The following is a 22,561-nucleotide window of genomic DNA, read 5'->3' as shown; positions in this document are numbered from 1 at the left end:
GGGCCGCTTTAAAGCTTAAAAGACTGTTGGCATTATACTTAAATAAAGACGTTAAGCGAATTAATGAGGTGTTTTTAGAGCGCATTTAAGCGATCATTTTTGTTACATTATAAGGTGAGTAAGCTATAGTTTAGGACAAATGTTTGAAATGAGTTTTTGATTAATGGGTGGGCTTATCGTAAAAACATTTATCAAGGCTGTTCTTCTTTGCTGTGTAATTACCTTTGTAGATCAAGTAAGTGCTAAGCAATCATTAAATTCCGCGCTCAATGTGCCGCTTTTTAATGAGCACAGTGCCGTGATGTTAGTGGTAGAACCGCAAACGGGTGAAATTAAATTTGCTAATAAAGCAGCGGCAGCATTTTATGGTTACAGTATTGCGCAATTGCAAACAATGCGTATCCAGCAAATTAATATATTTACTGAGCAACAAGTTGCACAGGAACGCCAAGCTGCTCTGAGTAAAGGGCAAAACTATTTTGTTTTCAAACACCGATTAGCGAGCGGTGAAACACGTACCGTTAGCGTTTATTCAGCCCCATTTACAATTGAAAATAAAGATTTTTTATTTTCTGTCATACATGATATTTCATCTCAACGTAACCTTGAAAAAGCGCTTTGGCATTATCAAGAAAATCTTGAACAATTGGTTGCCATTCAAACTAATGAAATAGAACAAAAACGCACCGATCAATTGCTGTTAGCGCTAATATCTATTTCTGTACTACTAATACTGTTAGCGACTTTAACCATGTTAGCTTTGCGATTACGCCGAGCTAAAAAATCGGCGCAAAAAGACAGTGCGACGCTAAAAGCGATTTTCAATAGTATTGATGATCTGCTCGTTTACACGGATGTCGAACATAGGGTCATTACAGCTAATACTGCGGCTGTGCAAAAGTTGACGGCAGGCGAGCCACTGGAAGATAAAAATATTTACTCATTTACTGAGTGTTCGAAAGGAGTAGTTGGGGTTGATAGTGAGTGTCAATTTCACGGAGCTAAAGAGGTATTTTGGGGAGAGGCACGAGTAACCGCAGTTATCGACGAAAAAAATAGCAAAATTGGTGAAATACATTTAATTCGTGATATCACTTTAAAATTAAAAGCACGTCAACAACAACGACTCGCGAGCACGGTATTTTCAACAACTAATGAAGGTATTTTAGTTTCTAATCGTGATAATGAAATTCAAGCTGTAAATAAAGCCTTCACACAGATCACCGGTTATCAAGAACAAGATGTGCTTGGTAAATCACCTGCAATATTAAATTCGGGCCATCATAAACCATCGTTTTTTAAAGTGTTATATCGACGTTTAAATGAGGCTGGGCACTGGGAAGGTGAAATATGGAACCGCCGCAAAGATGGTAGTATTTACCCGAGCTGGGTCAATATTTCGGTAGTATTTGACGAGGAAAAAGACATTGAAGTTTATGTTGCCTTATTTAACGACATTTCTTTACGCAAAGAAAATGAACAGGAAATGTGGCTACAAACTAATTTTGATACCTTAACGGGTTTGGCAAATCGCTATCATTATAATAGCAAGCTAGATCAAGAAATGATCCGTGCGACAGCTGATAATAAGCGTTTGGCAATTTGTTTTATTGATTTAGATCGGTTTAAAAGCGTTAACGATACCTTAGGGCATAATAGTGGTGATTTACTATTACTTGAGGCTGCCAAAAGGCTTAAAGCATGTATGCGCAGCTCTGACGTAGTTGCCCGTTTAGGTGGCGATGAGTTTGCGCTATTACTGCCAGGGATCAATAAGTTAGCAGATATTGAGCGACTAGCTACAAAAGCTCTGCTGGCGCTTAGTTCTTCATTTAAAATTGGTGAGCAAGATGTATTTGTATCCGGCAGTATGGGGATCACTATTTTCCCCGACGATGGCAGCGATCGAAAAATATTACTACGTAATGCTGATAGCGCTATGTACAAAGCTAAAGCGCAAGGGCGAAACTGCTTTGAGTTCTTTACCAGTGGCTTGCATGAACAAGCGACTGCTCGCAGTAGGCTCGAAAATGCTCTTCATAAAGCGCTTAGTAATAACGAGTTTACCGTTTATTTTCAGCCAATTATTAGCCACGATAAAAAAACGGTCGGCTGTGAAGCATTATTGCGATGGCATAGTGCGGAGCTTGGCGATGTGTCGCCGGCACAATTCATTCCTGTATGTGAAGAGTTAGGATTAATCATTCCAATTGGTGAGTGGGTACTCAGAGAAGCATGCCGCGAAGCTGCTAAGTGGTGTGGTTGTTTCGGTGATCAGTTTTTTGTTACGGTAAATATGTCTAGCGTGCAATTTATTCGCCAAGATATTGAAGCGTTAGTTAAAAGTGTTCTACAGGAAACGCAGTTATCAGCTCAGTGTTTAACCCTTGAAATTACAGAAACGCTACTTGCTGATAATAGCTCAAATATTTTGCAGCAGTTGCAAGCATTACGCGGAACCGGCGTGGGTTTAGCAATTGATGACTTTGGCACCGGTTACTCATCGTTGAGTTATTTAAAGCGTTTTCCGCTGAGTAAGTTAAAAATAGATCGGGAGTTTATAAAAGACTTACCGGATGATCTTGAAGATTGTGCGATGGTTAGTGCAATAATTTCAATGGCTAGTAACCTACAGCTCAAAGTTGTTGCAGAAGGAGTTGAAACCTTTGCACAGCTGGCTTTTTTAAACGCTCTAAATTGTGATTATATTCAAGGTTTTTTATACAGCAAACCACTGCCTGCGGCACTATTTGATAAATACATTAGGGAGTTTATCGCGGAGCAAAATAATAAATAAGTTGCTACACGCCACTGCAACGTTATTTCTGTGGCGTGTATTTATCATTATCACAATAGCTGCAGATGGGTTTTATATTCAGAGTTAGAACTTAAATCTTTCTACTGCGCTGGTTAATGAGTGAGCGAGTTGGTTAACGTCTTCACTTTGATTGGCGAGTGACTTTGCATGTTCGGCATTCGTTTGTGCTTGCACCGTTACTTGCGCCATAATCTGTTTTATCTCATTGCTGTTATCAAGCTGGTGATGTGATGAACTAGCAATTTGCATACTCATTTGGTTAATTGTCACTAAAGTACTTTTTATTTTATCCACCGCTTGGTTTAATTCACTACTATTTGCTACACATTCTTTTGCTTGTTGTTGCCCATCGTTAATTTCATGATGAGCAGTATTGGCCTGATGTTGCAGTGTTTGGATCATTGTATGTATTTCGCTAGTCGAGTTTTGCGTTCGTGCAGCTAAAGAGCGAACTTCATCTGCCACAACAGCAAAGCCTCGGCCATTTTCTCCTGCACGGGCAGCTTCAATAGCAGCGTTTAGCGCAAGTAAATTAGTTTGTTCAGCAATACTGCTAATTGTATCCACGATTGCGCCAATTAATTGTGTGTGTTGGGTTAGCTCATTAGTACTTTGTACAGCTTGATCAAGCCGAGTCAGTAACGCTGCAATACGCTGGCTGTTACGATCAGCAATCTGATTTACATCATTGGCAAACTGCGAAGCGTTAGCAACTTCATTAGAGGTGTTATCAGCTCGTTCACAGACCGCTTGGGAATTACTATGCATGCTATGCGCCACCGAGTCGGCCTCTGCAATACGATCTAATTGCTGCTGTGCTGCTTCGGTCATATGTTGGCCTTGTGCACTGGTTTGAATTGCTGATTGATCTAAGGTGTGGGCGTTATCACTTATCGCACTTAGTAATGTACTTAGATCATCGCTTAATTGATTGATATTGTTTAAAAGTACACCAAATTCATCATCATTATGGGGCTTTGTACGTTTCGATAAATCCCCAGAAGCGATACGTGATAGTGCTTTATTTACAGCATTGAGTGGTTTTAACATTGCTTTGGTGGTTAAAAAGCAGATCAAGGCTGCAAACGAAATAAGCACTAAACTTATAATAATCGCGAGTCGCGAACCTGTAGTGATCACCGACTGAGCATCCGCCTGCAAGGTATCAAAGCGTTTATCGGCTAAATGATTTAACTCAATAATGAGCTGCTCGGTAAGTTGAAACTGTTGCTGGAATGCAGCAAAGGCTTGCTCGGTCGCAACTTTGCTGGTCAAAAGAGTACTTTGTTGCTGGTACAGTGTTGCCAACTGTTGATTAATTAAGCTGAGAAGGTCTTTTAGGTTGCTGAAATTTGTTTGATTTTTTAACTCACTCGCTTGCTGTTGTAGGTATGTAAAATTAGATTGGATATTGTCTAATAAAAAAGCGGTATCTTGTTGGTGTTCTGTGAGTGTTTGTAGGGAACTAATGTGGTTGATGCTCTTAACATTATTGCCTAAGGTGAATAGTAAGTCGTCAATGCGGGTCGCGGTACCAACAATAGCGGCTAATAACGATTGTTGCTCCGGTGTTACTTCGATTAGTTCTAAATCAAGTAAGCCACTACTTAAGTCAGCAAGATTATTAGCGTAATCATTTGCTAATGAGGTAACCTGAGTTGCTGCTGTTAGGCCTTGTTGTTTGGTGTTAAACATTGTTGCGCTAGTGGTACTAAATTGCTGATAGCGTTGTGTTATTTTCGATAGTAATTGCAGCATTTGCGGTTGGTCGTGTAGCTGAGAGCTTAATTCTTCTAGCTTGGTTTTAAATAAAGCTTGTTCTTCATGAGTTCTCTGTTGCTGCTGTTGCAAACTGGCTTTACTTGTTTGGCTGTATGCAACGGCATTAAATTTGGTGATTGATAACAGCGATAACCGCAAGGCATGACTTTGCTGTTGTACCGGTACAGCTAAAGTTTCTATATCCGAAGTGGCGTGATTAATTTGTCCTAATGACCAGTAAAAAAAACTACTGCTGGCGAGCATTAAAAAACCAATTGTGGCAAAGGCAAAAATTAGTTTCGTTTTAATAGCAATAGCGTGCATAGTGAACCCGTAAATACTTAATTATTTATGAGTGTAGCAGTATTTTTATAAATTATAAGTTTGGCGAGCGATTGTATTACTCTAAATTACAATGATATTTGTTGCCATCAATTATCAACATTGCTTCATTCCCTTTGGTCCAAAACAGCACATCTTCATTGGTATATTTTACGCCCGAGGCACTGATTTGTTTGGTCAGCGAATGATCTACTTGATTGTAATTTAGCGTGGCACTTTCTTCATCATTACTGGTAATAACGGCGCTTAGCTGGCTATCGCAGGAGAAAGACTGACTATTTAATTGTTCTGTGCATGCACTGAGGCTAATAACACCGAGTGCAATTAATAGGGTTTTATACATTAACAAGTACCTTGGCTAAATGTGTTGAGCAACTAGCATAGCAAACGAAAATTAACCTTTGGTGAAAATACTCGTTTAGGCTATGTTGATAATTATAAATTTTTTAACTGCAAAGGAAATGAGATGGCAGGTACTAACCTATTGACATTATTGGACGATATCACCACTTTATTAGATGATATTGCCACTATGAGTAAAGTCGCCACGAAGAAAACTGCGGGTGTTTTAGGGGATGATTTAGCTTTAAACGCGCAACAAGTGACAGGAGTCACTGCCGATCGTGAGCTACCGGTCGTGTGGGCGGTAGCGAAAGGCTCATTTTTAAATAAAGCTATTTTAGTTCCTGCAGCGTTATTAATAAGTGTCTGGCTGCCTTGGCTTATTACACCTTTATTGATGGTTGGTGGATTATTTTTGTGTTTTGAAGGTGCAGAAAAGTTAGTTGAAAAGTTATTACCAGCTACGAAAAATGATGATGTAGATGCTGTCGAAAATTTAGATTTAGTTGAGTACGAAAAACAAAAAGTAAAAGGGGCTATTCGAACCGACTTTATTTTATCGGCAGAAATAATAGTTATCACTCTAGGCACCGTGGCGGGTGCAAGTTTACTAAATCAAGCGCTAGTCTTAAGTGTTATTGCGGTGATCATGACCATAGGCGTTTATGGGTTAGTGGCAGGGATTGTAAAACTCGATGATGCTGGTTTGTATTTGCTTAACCAAGCACAGCAAACAGGAAACCGTTTTAAAGCATTATTAGGTAAAGGTTTATTAGCCGCAGCACCACGTTTAATGGCGTTTTTAGCATTTGCAGGTACGGTAGCGATGTTTTTAGTGGGTGGAGGAATTTTAGTGCATGGTATTAGTGTGTTGCATCATTGGCAAACCGCTGTTGCTGAGTTTGCACTGGCAAACTTAGGTACGCTGGGAGAGATTATTGCGCCTTTACTGTTCGATGGTTTATTAGGTGTATTAGCCGGTGCGATTGCTGTGTTAGTTCATCATGGAATTGTCAGCATGAAAGCAAAAAAGCCAGCAAAGTAAATTTGCTGGCAATGAATTAGCAAGGGAATGCTATGAAAGTTATTTGCTTGAATTAATTAGTGTTCATGTTTTGATTCAGCAGCTATACCTAACCAGGTAATTTGATTAGGGATAAAATCAAGGTTAAGAGTAGTTTTAGTCGTTTGCTCATGGGTGTCGATACTTAATACTGTTTGGTTGTTTGCATCACTGATATATAAAGTATCGTCGGCCGCTGAGGCCGCGAGTGCATAGTTACCAGCTGGGTTTTCGAGTACTTTAAAGCGTGCGCTGACTTGCCAATCATCTTCAGCATGTAGCACTGACAAGAAACCATCACTTTCAAGTACATAAAACTCGCCGGTAATCCTATCCAGTGCACTTGCTAATACGGTATTTTCAGTATTTTGTTGCCATGCAAGCTGTGTCATTTCAGCTGATGCTGGGTCGATGGTGTAAAAAAGCTTACTTTGTGCAATACCTAAAAATAGTTCGCTGTGTTCACTCGCTTTAATTGTGCCAATACGCGTACCTTCAGCAAAGTTGTTGAGATTAGCTACTTTGGCTGCGTTAAACACATTATCTTTTTCAGTTATAACTAATACACCATCGCTACAGCCAAAAGCGATATGCTGGTGATTTTGCGCACTGCCATGTAGTGCAGGGCAATCCACTGCAAACCGCTGTTCTTGATGAAAGTGATCACCATGAATATGCAGTTGTTCAACATAATTTGGCAGCACGCTAGTTATATCTTCGCTGCGATAAGTTGTGATTACCGATTCACCGCGAATTTGCGCTGTACCATGCATGGCATTGTTAAAGCTATGTGCTGCTAACGTTTTCCCAGCAGCAAGTGATTCATCACTTAATAACACAAAGCTTGCAGGGATCCCTGCATCAAGATCGCCATCAAAAAACAGTGCAGCTTGCTGTCCACTAACATCAAAGTGGGTTGGTTTACTATCGTTAAAGATTAAATCATGCAGCTCGGGTTGCTGTTCATAACTATGTTGGTGATCACCATGATCTTCTGTAAATAATCCACCGTCAATGAACTCAACATAATTTTCTGCTCGCTGGATCAATACTGCATAACGGAAATTAGGACTGGCATATAGACCACTTATTACGTTGCTGGTATTAAAGGTCTCCAGCAACGAGTTGTTGTCAGCGTTAAAAACAGATACGTTAGCAATATCAGCATGGCTAATCGCTAATCGCCCTTTTGCAGTGATTTCAGTGTGGTCATGGTCATCTTTCTGCTCAGCATTTTTATCTACAAGATCATCAATTTCACTGTTACAGGCACACAGTACAGCAACCATAGAGGCAATTAAGCAAGTTTTAAAGTTAGGTAAAATCATAAACAGTCCGGTGTTTTGTTATAATATATCGGTAATGTTATAATGTAACCTTAACAAAGTAAATAAGTACTCTTCGTTCTTTACTTACGTATTTGGATGGATATCTATTTAAAACCTTATTGGGTACAATTGTAGCAATTATAAAAATATAAATTTAAAAGAATGTTGTATGAGCAAAATGATGCAGTTGATTGTTGTTATTACTTTGTGTGTTGTCAGCTTCATGAGTGATGCAAATCAATCAGCTCCAGCAGTCGATGACTTCAGCCGCAGCAGTGAATATAGCCAAGTTAAAATCTCTCCTAATGGGAGCTACCTTGCAGTAATTATGCAACCTGAAGGTAAAAAAGTGCTGGTTATTTTAGATGCTAAAAAATTTACAATTCACCACGCTATTAATTTTGAGAGCAATGCCCAAGTTGGTGCTTATCATTGGGTAAGTGATGATCGGGTTGTAGTTGCAAAAGAATACGTACACGGCTGGCAAGATCACCCTGAATATTATGGTGAATTATATGGCGTGAATGCTGATGGCTCAAAAGCTAAGTACTTAGTTGGCTATCTTGGCGAAATGCAAACTGGCTCTCATATCAAAAAAGCCACACCACTTTATGGCACCTCTTATTTGCTGGATCCTTTAATCCACGATGAAGATAAAATGCTTATAGTGACTTACCCGTGGACATCAAGTAGTGAACCGCACACGGTTGTTTATGAGGTTGATATTTTTTCAGGGAAGCGTCGTAAAGTTACGCGCTCCCCGTCACGTATGGCCAACTTTTTGACCGACCATGAAGGAAATGTCAGAGTGGCTGTTTCCAGTGATGATTATATTAAGTCTACAATACATACCCGTGAAAAGTCAGGTGGAGATTGGCAAGCACTTGATTTAGGTGATTTGACTTACAGTGATGTGGAGTTGCACGCTTTTGATAGTAGTGGTGATGCTGTCTATATCACAGCATCAATAAGTGGTGAAGCTCAAGGCTTATATAAATTGAATCTAAAAACCAGAGCAGTTGATTTAATTCATAAAGAAGAGAAAGTCTCACCAAAGCAAATATGGGTCGATGAAGCATCAAAAGAGCTATTTGCGATTGAAACCGAACTAGGTTATCCAACTTATGCTTTTGTCGATGGGCAATCAGATAAAAGCATGCGTTTAAAATCATTAATCTCCGCTTTACCTGGTGAACAAGTGCAACTCGTTAGCAGTACTGAAGATGGCGACACTAATATTATTTATGCCTCTAATGATCGTAACCCTGGACAATATTATTTATTCGATGCCAAAAGTAATAACTTACGATTTTTGTTTGCATCCCGTCGTTGGATTGATGCAGAACAAATGGCGCAGACCAAGCCTGTAAGTTATACCAGTCGAGATGGTTTAACTATTTATGGCTACTTAACAGTACCGAATAATACCATAGAAAAAAACTTACCTTTAGTGGTTATGCCACATGGTGGTCCACATGGCCCGCGCGATTGGTGGGGATTCGACCTTGATGCACAGTTGCTTGCAAGCCGTGGTATGGCCGTACTAAAAGTTAATTTTAGAGGTTCAGGTGGTTTTGGCCGTAACTTTGAGCATGCTGGGCATCGAAAATGGGGAGCTGAAATTCAATTTGATATTATAGATGGTGTGAAGTATTTAGTTGAGCAGGGTACAGTTAATAAAAACAATATCTGCATTATGGGCGCGAGCTTTGGTGGATACTCAGCGTTACAAAGTGCGATTTTAGAACCTGATATGTTTAAGTGTGCGATTGGCGTTGTTGGCGTTTATGATTTGCCCTTAATGTTTAAAGAAGGGGATGTTGCGGAGCGCGATAGTGGCCAACGTTATTTACAGAATGTATTGGGTACAGATGAAGCGCAACTAAAGGCTTTTTCACCTAGCTATAATATTGATAAGTTAAAGGCTCCAGTGCTGATAGTGCATGGTGGTGAAGATCAGCGTGCACCGATTGAGCAAGCCGAATCACTGATTGCGGCTCTTAAAAAAGCTAAACATCCTTATATATATGAACTGCTTAAAGATGAAGGGCATGGTTTTTATAAGCAAGAACATCGCACTCGTTATTATCAACAAGTGCTGACCTTTTTAGACTAACACTTAACAATGTAACAGTCGTATTTACGTGTTAAATGGCAAGCTAAAAGCTTGCCATATTTATATCCACTTGTTGTAGGTAGTTTGGCTATATTAACAGGAATACTCAAGGCACAGCTCTTTGAGTTGTAATTTGGCTTTGTGGTTATTTTGCCCTGCAGCTTGTTGATACCAATAAATAGCTTGGCTGATATCTTTTTCTACCCCTTCACCATCACGATACATTTGCGCAGTATTAAGCTGACCCCATTGTGAGCCTTCTTTGCTGGCGAGTAAAAAGCTTTCGAACGCTTCAGGAAATAACCCATCTTTGTAATAGATGATGCCTTGCTGATTATTTTTATTAAGCTTCACCCCTTCATATAGCGGTTTAGGGCGTGGTGGGAACATCACAAAACCACCATATAAGCTATATGCGTAAGGGCGCAGTACATCATAAATAGCACCTTCATCATATAAACGCTGTACTTCGCTGCGCGGTAAAGTAATTGTTTTTGATGAAAAATAATCTTTTTGTACCAATAAGCTGGTACGCATAGCCATAGTAATGCCGCTGTCGCGTTTATAGCGATAATTGCTGATTTGAAAGGTGATATTTTGGTCATCAAACTCGAGTACTTGGGCTACTTTTAGGTTTTCAGGGCGCAATGGTTCGTTAGAAAACTTATCAGCATGTACCAAGTAAGTATCGAATGCTTGTGGCTGGCTGAGTATTGCTTGTTTGGCTTTTAGCTCATCAAGATGTTGTGTATAAAAGTAAATAGATAACCAGATAAGTAATATCGAGCCTATAAAATATTTGATCAAAGAAAGCTTTTCTAACCATGGCAGTTGCATAATTGAAAGCTGTACATTGTGCTGGCAATGGCTACACTGGTATTGATAATGCCATGCTAATGGCAGCATAGGGACAATTGAAAAACGCAAAAAGCGGCTGTGGTTTTGTAGTCGATAGTCATCATGATGACAGTGTGGGCAGGTTTTTATTTGGCTGAAAAACGACAATGAATCGCTGGTATTGAATAGTAGCATATGACCTTTTTTCCCTTCCTTGTTTTACGTTAAATTAAAACAAGGAAGGTTAGATGCAAAGCAGAAAACTGTAAGAAAGTATGTTTGGTTAGCTTATTTGCTTGCTACAGGCTTTGCTTTAATTGTAGTTTTAGCATCAGCTGCCATTAACGCAAATACAGCATATGCTGCGGTATTTTGCTTAAGTTTAGCCGGATCGATCTTATCAAGCGTATCATCAGCAGTGTGATGGTAGTCAAAGTAATCAGTACCGTCTTGGTGCAGCTCAAAAATTGGCGCGCTGGTGGCATTTTTAAATGGAATTAAATCAGGCCCACCATTAGCGCTATTTTTACCTATGTATTCAACATTTAACGGCGCAAGTTGCTTGGCTATTGCACGCACTACTGGCAACGAGGCTGCAGATACATTCGATTCAAAGCCATACACTACATCAGCACCAAAGTCAGATTCAGCGGCGGCAACAATTTTATCAAGTTCATTTGCATGCTTTTTAAAATAAGCTTTAGCGCCCCATAATCCTAGCTCTTCGGCGGCAAATAACACTACACGAATGCTGCGTTTAGGGCGTTTTATTTCACTAATATGTTTGGCAGCAGCCATGGTTAACGCAACGCCTGCACCATCATCAAGTGCGCCAGTGCCTAAATCCCAAGAATCTAAATGACCGCCAATCAGTACGTATTGTTCAGGGTTTTGTGTGCCATTGAACTGACCAATCACGTTATAGCCAGTACCTTGGCCGCGATCTTCAGTTTGCACATTGATATTTACGGTAACATTTTTACCTAGTGCAACTAAGCGAGCTAGCTGATCTGCATCAGGATTAGCAATGGTCACATTAGGGATTTTCGTAACACCTTCTTGATAGTGACTGCCACCGGTATGAGCAAAGCGGTGATGTGCGGTGCTAACAGAACGCATCATATAACCAATCGCGCCTTTTTTTGCAGCCTCAACTGAACCTGTTGAGCGAGCACGAACAGCAGGACCATAACCATTGCCATCAATATGGCGGTTCATATGGTAATTTATATAAGCTATTTTACCTTTTAAGCTGTTTGCTGGTGCTGCGATAAGTTCATCAAGCGTTTCAAATAATACAACTTCAGCGGTAATGCCATCTTTTGGTGTGCTAACGCTGTGGCCTAATGCTGTTAGGTGCAAAGGTTGCTCGCTTGGCGTTAAAATTTTGCCACTTTCACTAAAACGACGCCACTCAGGGAAGGTTGCCTCTTCTAGCCATACTTTATCAAAACCAAGCTCTTTAAATTTAGCTTGGGCCCACGCAACGGCTTTTTTATCATTTTCTGTACCAGGTAAGCGAGGTCCTATTTCAGTAGTAAGCGATTCAAGCAATTGATAGCTTAACTCGCTGTTACTGGCATTAGTTCTTAGTTCGGTGACTTGCTGAAGTTGCTTTGCGGTAAATTCAGGCTCGGCGGCATTGGCTAAAAAGCTGCCGGCTAGCAGTAATCCGGTGATGATTTTTTTCATTATTGACCTGGTTATATTTTCAAGTGAGGGTTATTAAAGCATTTAATACTGAGCAACAAAAGTAGATGAGATAAATGCCTATCGGTGGTGATGTTATGGTGAATGTTTATTGAGAATATGGTCAGCTTAATGGTAGCAATTTGTATATTCTGCTATTATGCAGCATAACTAAGTCGGGCATCTGCAGCGGCTTTTCATGTTTAATTATTGCACTGGAAATTACTTTGACCGCTACAGCTTTTTCATCACTCGCTTTACCATCAGGTTTGGTCGATAACTTATCGACTTTAGGTTACACCCAAATGACCGCTGTACAGGCGCAAAGCCTGCCGCCAGTGCTTGAAGGTAAAGACATCATTGCACAAGCTAAAACTGGCTCAGGTAAAACTGCCGCATTTAGTTTAGGTGTGTTGGCCAAGCTTAATGTTAAGCGTTTTCGTATACAGTCTTTAGTGCTTTGTCCAACCCGTGAGTTGGCTGAGCAAGTAGCTGTGGAAATGCGTAAATTAGCGCGTGGTATTCACAATATAAAAATATTAACTCTATGTGGTGGCGTGTCGATTGGTCCACAAATTGGTTCACTAGAGCATGGTGCACATATTATTGTTGGCACACCTGGGCGTGTAGATGATCATATTCGCAAAGGTACGCTACGTTTAGATGATGTAGACACGCTAGTACTTGATGAAGCCGATCAAATGCTTGATATGGGCTTTCAAGACACTTTGGATGCAATTATTGAGCGTATTCCAAAACAGCGTCAAACTTTATTATTTAGCGCCACTTTTCCGCGCGCAATAGAAGCGATTGCCAAGCGTGTATTAAGCAACCCTGTTATGGTGAAGGTTGAAGAAGAGCAAGAAAAAAGTACTATTAAACAGTACTTTTATAAAATGGATAATAACAAACAACGTTTTAATACATTAAAATTGTTGCTGCTGAAGTTTCAACCAGAAAGTTGTGTGGTGTTTTGTAATACCAAGGTCGAAACTCAACAGGTGTGTGATGATTTAGCTGATGAAGGCTTCAGTGCCGTGTCATTGCATGGTGATTTAGAGCAGCGAGATCGTGAGCGCACCTTGATCCACTTTGCTAATAAAAGCGCCTCGATTTTAGTGGCCACTGATGTAGCCGCTCGTGGTTTAGACATCGATGATATGGATATGGTGATTAACTACCACCTTGCCCATGACCCACAAACCCATGTACACCGTATTGGTCGTACTGGTCGTGCTGGTAAAAAAGGCATTGCATGCTCTATTTATGGCGATGCGGAACAATTCAAAGTGGCACAAATTGGTGACCATTATGAATGTGATTTTTTACCAGAACAATTACCGCCGTTTAGCCTACTTGAAAAGCCACCATACAAACCACAAATGGTGACACTAATGATCGATTCAGGTAAAAAGCAAAAGGTACGCGCAGGTGATATTTTAGGTGCATTAACCGGTAAAGATGGTGTTGCCGGACGTCAAGTCGGTAAAATTAATGTGCTTGATAATGTGGCTTTTGTGGCTGTCGAACGTAATAGCTCAAAGCCCGCGCTACGAAAATTAACGGAAGGTAATATTAAAGGCCGTAAAATTCGTGCCCGTCGTTTAACTCGTTAATTATTGCTTATGATGCTTTTGAGCAGCTTGCCCTAAGCTGCTCATATTCATTTTTTAACTGTTTAAACTGCTCTGCATTACCATGTTGTTTATCTGGATGATATTGTGTTGCCAACTGCCGCCAGCGCTTTTGCAATGCCTGCATAGAAAAATCGTCAGGTAATTCCCAGTGCTTTAATAATGTCTGGCGTTGTTGTTGATCAAGCGTATTTATTGTTGGTGATGCACGAAAAGTACGCCAAAAGTTATCTAACAGTGATTTAACTTCTGTTATCGAGGCATCGTAATTTTGCCAATCTAGATAGTACGCTTGTAATGAGTCATGCGCTGCAATGGTTATCTTATCTGGATTATCTGTGAGCTCTATATGTAAACTGGCTACCAATAAATATTGATTTGGCAACAGTTGTTGCTGCAGTTGATAAAGTGCATTCATAATTAAAAAGTTACGCTTAAACAGATCACGGTATGGATCTGTATCTAAGTCATTAATTACACCACGCTCAGATAATTCCAATGCTAAAGTGTGAACCTTCCAAATGTGCTTCGTTAAAATTAACTCGAAAATCTCATCAATCAGTGGGTTAAGCATTGTTTACAGTCTAGTTATTGGTGTATCTTGACTAAACTATCATAGCTTCTACTGCTAACAAAATTCCAAGGAAAAAATTATGCTGGGTCAGTTTAAGCGCCTATTATTTATTTGCTCGATTAGTGTGCTTGGCGTTTTTTCTCAATCAGGTAATGCTCAACAACAAGTAGCACTTTTTGAACAATTTAAAGTTACGGATGAATGGCCTGAAAAGCAGCTGTTAGCAACCCAGTTACTGTCTACACAATTATCAAATCAGCAACAAGTTGCTATTTATTCTGGTTTAGCAGAGCATGCGTTTGAGTTGAGTAATTATCCCCAAGCATTGCATTATTATCAGTTGCTTGAGCAGCATAGTACATTTGAAAACCTGCCTGAGTTACATTTTCGAGCAATAAAAATGCAGGGCGTGGTGCAATATTTTCAAGGTTTATTACAACAAGCCATTATTGATTACAGCCGTGCGTTAAACTTAGCGGTACGTTTAAAGAGTCCATTAAAACAAGCCAACTTGCTAAGTAATATTGGCCTTGCATATTTTAATATGCACAACATGGAGCTTGCTTTAGAGCATTACCAGCAGGCAAAAGCACTTTATGAAATAGATGGTAGCGCGCAAGACAAAGCTGATATTCTTCATAATATTGCGGGCATCTATATTCGTTTATCTAGCTATGATTCGGCACTTGAAATTTATCGTGAAGTGCTCGATGTATTTCAGCAATTGGGTGATGAAGAGGGGATTGCTCGTGCCTATGGCAACATGGGGGTTGCTTATACTGAGTCGGGTCAAAATCAATTAGCGTTGCACTATTACCAGCTCGCTTTACGCTATTATCAAAGTGTTAATGACGCCTATCAATTATCCGTACAGCATACCAACTTAGCTAACATAAATTTAAAAATAGATGAGTTGGATGCAGCTTTGTATCACGCACAAGCAGCTCAAAAATACGCCCTGCAGATAGATAATCAATCCTTACGGTTAGCTTCTTTACATGTTTTAGCTAAAGTGCAATTAGTGATGGGGGATATTGATATTGCGGAGCAAAATTTACAACAATCAATATCACTAGCCAAAGAATATAAAGATGAATTGCGCATTAAAGACGGCTTAGGTATCGAGGCGTTGTTAAGTGCTGGTGCCGGTGACTATAAGCGGGCTATTCATCTGCACCAACAGTTTGTCGATTATCAACGTAGCATAACCAGTGAAGAGGTTATGAAAGCGTTAAATGTATTTCAGTCTCAGTTTCAGTCGAACCAGTTAAACCAAGAAATTAAACAGCTTAAACAAGAGCGTAGCCTACAAGAATTAAAGATTGAAAAACGCTCACAGTTAACTATTTTACTGTCTATTGTGCTGATGTTGGTATTGATCTGTGCAGTTGTATTATATCGCCGTGCAATCGAAAAAAAGGCCAAAACCCAATTAGAGCAAAAAGTTGAGCAACGTACTCAAGAATTACAATATGTGGCACAAGAGCTACGTGCCGCGAATCAAGTTAAGAGCCAGTTTTTGGCTAATATCAGCCATGAAATACGCACACCACTTACCGCTATTTTAGGGCAAACAGACGACTTATTGCATGGTTTATATCAGCCCCAGCAATTACAAACAGAATTGTTAGTTATTAAAAAACATAGCGATCATTTAAAAGATTTGATTAATGATGTGCTCGATATTAGTAAGATAGAAGCAAACCGTTTAGATTTACATGTTAGCGAGTTTGACCTCGTGGAGCTTGTAAATGATGTTTATGCTATGTCAAGTATGCAGGCTAAAAGCAAAGGCTTAACGCTGCTATTAGAAAATCACTTAGGCTCGAGTTATTGGACTAAGTTAGATATGATCCGCGTCAAGCAAATACTAATAAACCTACTGACTAATGCGATCAAATTTACCGAGCATGGCAGTGTTACTCTGGATATTAATCACACCGAACAAGGCGTATGCTTTAAAGTGATTGATACGGGGATTGGTATGAATACAGAGCAAATAAAAAACATTTTTGAATGTTTTCAACAAGGCGATAATACCATCACTCGCAGGTTCGGTGGTTCAGGACTTGGTTTGAGTCTTTCCCAGCAATTAGCAATTATGATGGGGGGTTATATTAGTGTTGAAAGTGAGCATGGTAATGGCAGTGAGTTTATTTTTAATGTGCCATGTAAAGAGTATGCGCCAACCCTTCTTGCTACCGACAACTCAAAACCAGCTGCAACTAAAGGTCTAGTTGGGCGAGTATTATTAGCAGAAGATCATCCCGACAATCGTAGACTAATAACGCGCTTTTTAAAGTCGATTGGCCTTGAAGTGATCTCAGTAAGTAATGGTGAGCAAGCAGTTGAACAGTGCCTCAGTGAATTTCCAGATGTTGTTTTATTAGATATACAAATGCCGGTAATGGATGGCCTTAGTGCATTTGAACTGTTAAATAAGTGTGGTTTTAATAAACCTATTTTTGCGTTAACAGCTAATGCAATGAGTCATGAAATAGATAATTACTTAGCGATGGGATTTACTGGCTATTTAAGTAAGCCAATAGAAAAAGAAGCGTTTTATCAGGCACTCGCAGCGCATTTAAATAGCACCAGCACGCTACCTTTAGCTAATCCTGATATTAGCGATTTAGTGACGAGTTTTATTGCCAGCTTTGATGATGAAATAGCATCACTTACACAGCACCTTGCAGCAAAGGACTATATTGCATTACAGCAAGATAGCCATCGTATCCTTGGTGCCGCACAGATATTTTCATTAACTGATGTAGCTAATGCAGCGATGTGCTTAGATAAATCACTCTTATCACAAAAACATAACCCCAGCAGTGATGCCGACATAAAAGAATTAGTAGATGATTTGATTAAGCAGCTATCACAACAGCTGACTTAAAAGAGCGATATATAAGCTTAATGGGTCGTTACATCAAGGCTATAAGTTACTACTAACCAATAAAGCGAGTTGAGCGTTTTATTGAGTGGCATTACTGTGTGCTAGATTTAAATAATCGCAGTTTTAATATTTACTCAATACTGCGCAGTCTGATGATTTTCGTCTATAGGGAACAGAGCAAAGAGATTAATAAAACAAATTTATAATAGGAGTGAGATTTAGGGATAGGCAAAAAAAATGCCTGTATTAACAGGCATTTTAGAATCTAGTAAAGAGAATTATTGACGCTTCATCGAATCAAAAAATTCATCATTGGTTTTGCTCATAGAGAGTTTATCAATTAAAAACTCCATGGCATCAATTTCAGACATTTCATGAACTATTTTGCGTAAAATCCACATTTTTTGTAGTTCATCAGGTTTAGTCAGTAGCTCTTCGCGACGGGTACCTGAGCGGTTAAAGTCGATTGCAGGGAATACACGCTTTTCAGCAATCTTACGATTTAAGTGTAATTCCATATTACCAGTACCTTTAAACTCTTCGTAGATAACTTCATCCATCTTAGAGCCGGTATCGATAAGCGCAGTTGCGATAATAGTTAAACTACCGCCTTCTTCAACGTTACGCGCAGCACCAAAGAAACGCTTTGGTTTATGCAGGGCGTTAGCATCAACACCACCAGTAAGTACTTTACCTGATGAAGGAATTACCGTGTTATAAGCACGTGCTAAACGTGTGATTGAATCCAGTAAGATGATTACATCTTTTTTGTGCTCAACTAAACGTTTTGCTTTTTCAATTACCATTTCAGCAACTTGTACGTGACGGCTTGCTGGTTCATCAAACGTTGATGCAATAACTTCACCTTTTACTAGGCGTTGCATCTCAGTAACTTCTTCTGGACGCTCATCGATAAGTAGTACCATCAATGTCGCATCTGGGTGGTTATGGGTAATCGATTGCGCAATATTTTGTAGTAGCATTGTTTTACCCGCTTTAGGCGGTGCTACTAATAAACCACGTTGACCACGGCCAATTGGTGAGGCTAAATCAAGTACTCGAGCAGTGATATCTTCGGTGCTACCATTACCGCGTTCCATACGTAAACGTTCGTTTGCATGTAGCGGGGTAAGGTTTTCAAAAAGAATTTTCGTGCGAGAGTTTTCAGGTTTATCAAAATTTACTTCGTTTACTTTTAGTAATGCAAAGTAACGTTCACCGTCTTTAGGTGGACGTATGAGACCCATTATAGAATCACCAGTACGCATACTAAAACGACGAATTTGGCTAGGTGATATATAAATGTCATCAGGACCAGCAAGGTAAGAGGCTTCTGATGATCTTAAGAAACCAAAACCATCCTGTAAGATTTCTAATACACCACCGCCAAAAATGTTCTCTCCACTTTTGGCGTGGGCTTTAAGGATAGCAAAGATAATATCTTGCTTTCTTAAGCGGGCTACGTTTTCGAGCCCCATGGACTCAGCTAAGTCTACAAGTTCTTTGATCGACTTGTCTTTTAATTCGCGTAAATGCATATTGGTGGGTTCTTTATTACAGTTATCATGCTCATATAATCGATATTGATTAGTGAGAGAGGTTTGTTGGTAAACTAAGGATTAGTTGGCTTTATAAACTAGCAGGTCATTCGCTAGGCGTCCAGTCTTTATACAAAAAAAATTAAAAAAAAGGGCAGTTGCCCTTTTTTTAGGCATATTTTTAGATGTTGTTTTCTAAAAACTCAACAAGTTGAGTTTTAGAAAGTGCACCCACTTTAGTTGCCGCAACTTGGCCTTCTTTGAAAAGAAGTAACGTAGGGATACCACGAATACCAAATTTAGGTGGTGTGCCAGCATTTTGGTCGATGTTTAATTTACCGATTACAACACGGCCATCAAACTCTTCTGCCACTTCATTAAGAATTGGCGCGATCATTTTACACGGTCCACACCATTCTGCCCAAAAATCAACTAATACAGGCTTGTCTGATTGTAAAACGTCAGCTTCAAAGCCATCGTCAGTTAATTGAATAATTTTCTCGCTCATTGCGCTCTCCGATAAGTTAGGCGAATTATTTAATGCGTATTTAAACACTCTTGTTTCTTATTGCAAGTTTAAACGTTATGCTTAAACGCTATGACTAAGACACATTTGACCGATAAAAAGTTTTCAGACTTTGCTATTGCACCGGAAGTGGTTGCCGGGTTAACCGAAAGTGGGTTTGAATATTGCACACCCATACAAGCTAAATGCCTACCTTTTATTTGTGATGGCCGCGACATTGCGGGTCAAGCACAAACAGGTACAGGCAAAACGTTGGCGTTTTTAACTGCCACCTGCCATCGGTTATTACAATCTAGCAAAGCACCTAGTAAACATCCAAGAGCCCTGATCATGGCCCCTACTCGGGAGCTTGCGATTCAGATCCACAAAGATGCAAAAATTTTAGCGCCACACTGTAATCTTAACTTAGGTTTAGTATATGGTGGCGAAGATTACGAAAAACAACGTGCACAATTAGAAAAAGGCGTTGATATTTTAATTGGCACCACAGGGCGCTTAATCGATTTATATAAACAAGGGTGTTACACCCTCAATGAAATCGAAGTAGTGGTACTTGATGAAGCCGATCGTATGTTTGATTTGGGCTTCATAAAAGACATTCGCTATATGTTCCGCCGTATGCCGGATACATCACAACGCCTTAATTTATTATTTTCAGCAACGTTATCGTATCGCGTTCAAGAACTGGCGTTTGAGCACATGACAAACCCAGAGCATGTACAAATTGAACCTGATGTGAAAACTGGCAAGCGCATTGTTGAAGAGTTATTTCATCCTTCTCAAGAAGATAAAGTTAAGCTGTTATTAACTTTGATTGAAGAAGAATGGCCTGAGAAAGCCATTGTGTTTGCAAATACTAAACATAGCTGTGAAACGGTTTATGCATGGTTAAAGTCTGATGGACACCGGGTGGGAATGCTCACTGGTGACGTAAATCAGAAAAAACGCCAATCAATTTTAGCGCAATTCTCTAAAGGTGATTTAGACTTCCTTGTGGCAACAGATGTTGCTGCTCGTGGCTTACATATCCCTGAAGTGAGTCATGTATTTAACTTCGACTTACCAGATGATTGTGAAGATTATGTTCATCGTATTGGCCGTACAGCACGCGCTGGGGCATCAGGTAAGGCAATTAGTTTTGCATGTGAGCAGTACGCATATAATCTTCATGAAATTGAAGAATACATAGAGCACAGCATTCCTTTATCACATTATGATAAAAGTGCATTGCTTGATGATTTAACTAAGCCTACTATTCAAAGAAAGCGTAATTATTCAACAGGCCCACGTAGTCGTAGTAACAACAGCGGACGTAGACCAAACAATAGTTACCAAAAAGCACGGTCGTAATTGCGACCGTCGTTATAGTCGTAGTAGTAACTAGAGGTTTTTGAACGGTGGGGCAACTTAAACCGCAAAAAAATGTTTATGCAGTAATTGATTTAGGATCTAACAGTTTTCACATGTTGATCGCTAAGTCAATTGCTGGCGGCTTACAAACAATAGGCCGAGTTAAACGCAAAGTCAGATTAGCCGCTGGGCTAAATGATGATAATTTACTGAGCACAGAAGCAATGCAACGAGGCTGGGAATGTCTCGCACTATTTGCAGAGCGTCTTCAAGATATCCCTAAAAACAACATTACTATTGTTGCCACCGCTACTTTGCGCTTAGCAACGAATGCTGATGAATTTAAAATCAAAGCCGAGCAAATCCTTGCGCATAAAATTAATGTCATTAGTGGTGAGCTAGAAGCGCGCACTATTTATAAAGGCGTTGCGCATACATCTTCATGTAGTGGTCGCCAACTAGTAATAGATATTGGCGGTGCCAGTACTGAGGTAGTTATAGGTAAGGGATTCGACGCACTACATTATAAAAGCCTAAACATGGGCTGTGTTACCTACCTAGAACGTTACTTTAAAGACTGTAAACTCAATGACGCTAATTTCAATGCTGCTATTAAAGCCGCACGAGTAGTTATTGATGATATAGCGCCAAGTTATAAAGTGGCGGGTTGGGAGATTGCATCAGGTGCATCGGGTACTGTACAAGCTATCCAAGAAATTATGGTGGCACAATCACTCGATGAAACACTGAGTTTAGATAAACTCAATAAAATTAAAAAGCAATCGATCGCCTATGAGACCATCGCTGAGCTAGATTTACCTGGGCTTAGTGAAGAAAGACGTTTAGTTTTTGTGTCAGGGCTCGCTATTTTAATTGCTTTATTCGAAGCGCTTGAAATTGATAAAATGGGATTAGCAGGAGGCGCACTTCGTGAAGGTGTGCTTTATAGCATGATCCCTGAGTTTCATAATCATGATATTCGAAAGCGCACTGTTGATGGCCTGATGAGCCGTTATCATGTCGATCAAAAACAAGCGAACCGAGTTGCAGAACTCGCCAGTCACCTCGCAGCTCAAGTCAGCGAGCAGTGGCCACTATTCAACAATAGTGGCCTGCCTTTACTAAAAGCGATTGCGCAATTGCATGAGATTGGTTTGTTAATTGAGTATAAGCAATATCAAAAGCACACCGCTTATATTTTAGAAAACACCGATATGCCAGGCTTTTCACAATCGGAGCATAAAATTATTGCGGCTGTAGCGAATGCACATCGTTCAGATCTGCAAAAGAATGTTTTTGAGTATTTAGGCTGCCATGCTCAGCTTACTCAGTATGTAACACGGTTGCTTAGGATCGCAGTGATCTTATCAATGCGTCGCCAAGATGATGTATTACCAAAATTAGTATTAACTGTTAATAATGACGCTCTAACACTAATATTTGAAAATGATTGGCTAAAAGCGCACCCGCTAATGGCAAGTGAGCTCCAACAAGAGTCTAAACAGCAAGCAAAAGCTGGTTGGAAGTTTATTGTTAAGTAACAAAAGGGCTGTAAAAGCCCTTTTATTGTATTAAAAACCACCTTTATGCACTAAATTTGTTCGAACAGTCAATTAAATCAAAAAAGATTGAAAAAAAGTGTTGATCTGTTTTTGGATCTCCCTATAATGCGACCCCACTGAGACGGGAAACGCCAACGCATAGCGAGGCACGAACAACTCAGAGAGTTAAATAAAACTTAGGTTTT

The 22,561-nt window shown here is 39.8% G+C and carries 15 protein-coding genes; 7 read left to right on the top strand and 8 right to left on the bottom strand.

Annotated features, from left to right (window positions below; translation table 11 throughout):
- The first annotated feature begins 163 nt into the window (after nt 1–163).
- Nucleotides 164–2,797: an EAL domain-containing protein gene (locus H5154_RS03990; protein WP_182717468.1), complete on the top strand. Its 2,634-nt coding sequence runs from the start codon at nt 164–166 to the stop codon at nt 2,795–2,797.
- 84 nt (nt 2,798–2,881) lie between these two features.
- Here the strand turns inward: H5154_RS03990 and H5154_RS03985 are convergent, their stop codons facing one another.
- Together H5154_RS03985 and H5154_RS03980 are read right to left on the bottom strand one after the other, a co-directional pair.
- Nucleotides 2,882–4,903, bottom strand: a complete 2,022-nt coding sequence (locus tag H5154_RS03985) for a methyl-accepting chemotaxis protein (RefSeq protein WP_182717467.1) — start codon at nt 4,901–4,903, stop codon at nt 2,882–2,884.
- 76 nt (nt 4,904–4,979) lie between these two features.
- Nucleotides 4,980–5,264 (bottom strand): MliC family protein, encoded by a 285-nt coding sequence (locus H5154_RS03980; protein ID WP_182717466.1) that lies wholly within the window; start codon nt 5,262–5,264, stop codon nt 4,980–4,982.
- Nucleotides 5,265–5,387: 123 nt separating this feature from the next.
- On the opposite strand from H5154_RS03980, the gene H5154_RS03975 reads away from it, so the two are divergent.
- Complete coding sequence (locus H5154_RS03975) at nt 5,388–6,308, top strand: DUF808 domain-containing protein (protein WP_149982169.1); 921 nt, start codon at nt 5,388–5,390, stop codon at nt 6,306–6,308.
- 56 nt (nt 6,309–6,364) lie between these two features.
- On the opposite strand, the gene H5154_RS03970 is transcribed toward H5154_RS03975, so the two are convergent.
- Complete coding sequence (locus tag H5154_RS03970) at nt 6,365–7,654, bottom strand: hypothetical protein (RefSeq protein WP_182717465.1); 1,290 nt, start codon at nt 7,652–7,654, stop codon at nt 6,365–6,367.
- Between the two features lie 169 nt (nt 7,655–7,823).
- Here H5154_RS03970 and H5154_RS03965 point away from each other — a divergent pair, with 169 nt between their 5' ends.
- The gene (locus H5154_RS03965) at nt 7,824–9,770 is read left to right on the top strand and encodes a S9 family peptidase (protein WP_259398449.1); all 1,947 of its coding nucleotides are present in this window, start codon (nt 7,824–7,826) and stop codon (nt 9,768–9,770) included.
- Between the two features lie 93 nt (nt 9,771–9,863).
- On the opposite strand, the gene H5154_RS03960 is transcribed toward H5154_RS03965, so the two are convergent.
- Both H5154_RS03960 and H5154_RS03955 read right to left on the bottom strand, forming a co-directional pair.
- On the bottom strand, nt 9,864–10,802 hold the full coding sequence (locus H5154_RS03960) for a tetratricopeptide repeat protein (protein ID WP_182717464.1): 939 nt from the start codon (nt 10,800–10,802) through the stop codon (nt 9,864–9,866).
- Between the two features lie 93 nt (nt 10,803–10,895).
- A complete protein-coding gene (locus tag H5154_RS03955; RefSeq protein WP_182717463.1) occupies nt 10,896–12,299 on the bottom strand; it encodes a M20/M25/M40 family metallo-hydrolase in 1,404 nt (467 codons plus the stop codon).
- A gap of 224 nt (nt 12,300–12,523) precedes the next feature.
- Here H5154_RS03955 and dbpA point away from each other — a divergent pair, with 224 nt between their 5' ends.
- Complete coding sequence (gene dbpA / locus H5154_RS03950; RefSeq protein WP_145239907.1) at nt 12,524–13,912, top strand: ATP-dependent RNA helicase DbpA; 1,389 nt, start codon at nt 12,524–12,526, stop codon at nt 13,910–13,912.
- A gap of 7 nt (nt 13,913–13,919) precedes the next feature.
- Here dbpA and H5154_RS03945 read toward each other — a convergent pair whose 3' ends face one another.
- Complete coding sequence (locus H5154_RS03945) at nt 13,920–14,504, bottom strand: DNA-J related domain-containing protein (protein ID WP_182717462.1); 585 nt, start codon at nt 14,502–14,504, stop codon at nt 13,920–13,922.
- A 79-nt stretch (nt 14,505–14,583) separates the two neighbouring features.
- On the opposite strand from H5154_RS03945, the gene H5154_RS03940 reads away from it, so the two are divergent.
- Nucleotides 14,584–17,400 (top strand): ATP-binding protein, encoded by a 2,817-nt coding sequence (locus tag H5154_RS03940; RefSeq protein WP_182717461.1) that lies wholly within the window; start codon nt 14,584–14,586, stop codon nt 17,398–17,400.
- A gap of 278 nt (nt 17,401–17,678) precedes the next feature.
- On the opposite strand, the gene rho is transcribed toward H5154_RS03940, so the two are convergent.
- Complete coding sequence (gene rho / locus H5154_RS03935) at nt 17,679–18,938, bottom strand: transcription termination factor Rho (RefSeq protein WP_064666866.1); 1,260 nt, start codon at nt 18,936–18,938, stop codon at nt 17,679–17,681.
- A 181-nt stretch (nt 18,939–19,119) separates the two neighbouring features.
- Nucleotides 19,120–19,446, bottom strand: a complete 327-nt coding sequence (trxA, locus tag H5154_RS03930) for a thioredoxin TrxA (protein WP_145239901.1) — start codon at nt 19,444–19,446, stop codon at nt 19,120–19,122.
- 90 nt (nt 19,447–19,536) lie between these two features.
- On the opposite strand from trxA, the gene rhlB reads away from it, so the two are divergent.
- Both rhlB and gppA read left to right on the top strand, forming a co-directional pair.
- Nucleotides 19,537–20,814 carry an ATP-dependent RNA helicase RhlB gene (gene rhlB, locus H5154_RS03925; protein WP_145239899.1) on the top strand — a complete coding sequence of 426 codons (1,278 nt, stop codon included), beginning with the start codon at nt 19,537–19,539 and terminating at the stop codon, nt 20,812–20,814.
- A 47-nt stretch (nt 20,815–20,861) separates the two neighbouring features.
- On the top strand, nt 20,862–22,355 hold the full coding sequence (gene gppA, locus H5154_RS03920; protein ID WP_145239897.1) for a guanosine-5'-triphosphate,3'-diphosphate diphosphatase: 1,494 nt from the start codon (nt 20,862–20,864) through the stop codon (nt 22,353–22,355).
- The last annotated feature ends 206 nt before the right edge of the window (nt 22,356–22,561 follow it).

The organism is Pseudoalteromonas sp. SR44-5 (genome assembly GCF_014163675.1).
Classification (GTDB): Bacteria; Pseudomonadota; Gammaproteobacteria; order Enterobacterales; family Alteromonadaceae; genus Pseudoalteromonas; species Pseudoalteromonas rhizosphaerae.
This window is presented reverse-complemented; position numbering and strand designations above follow the sequence as displayed.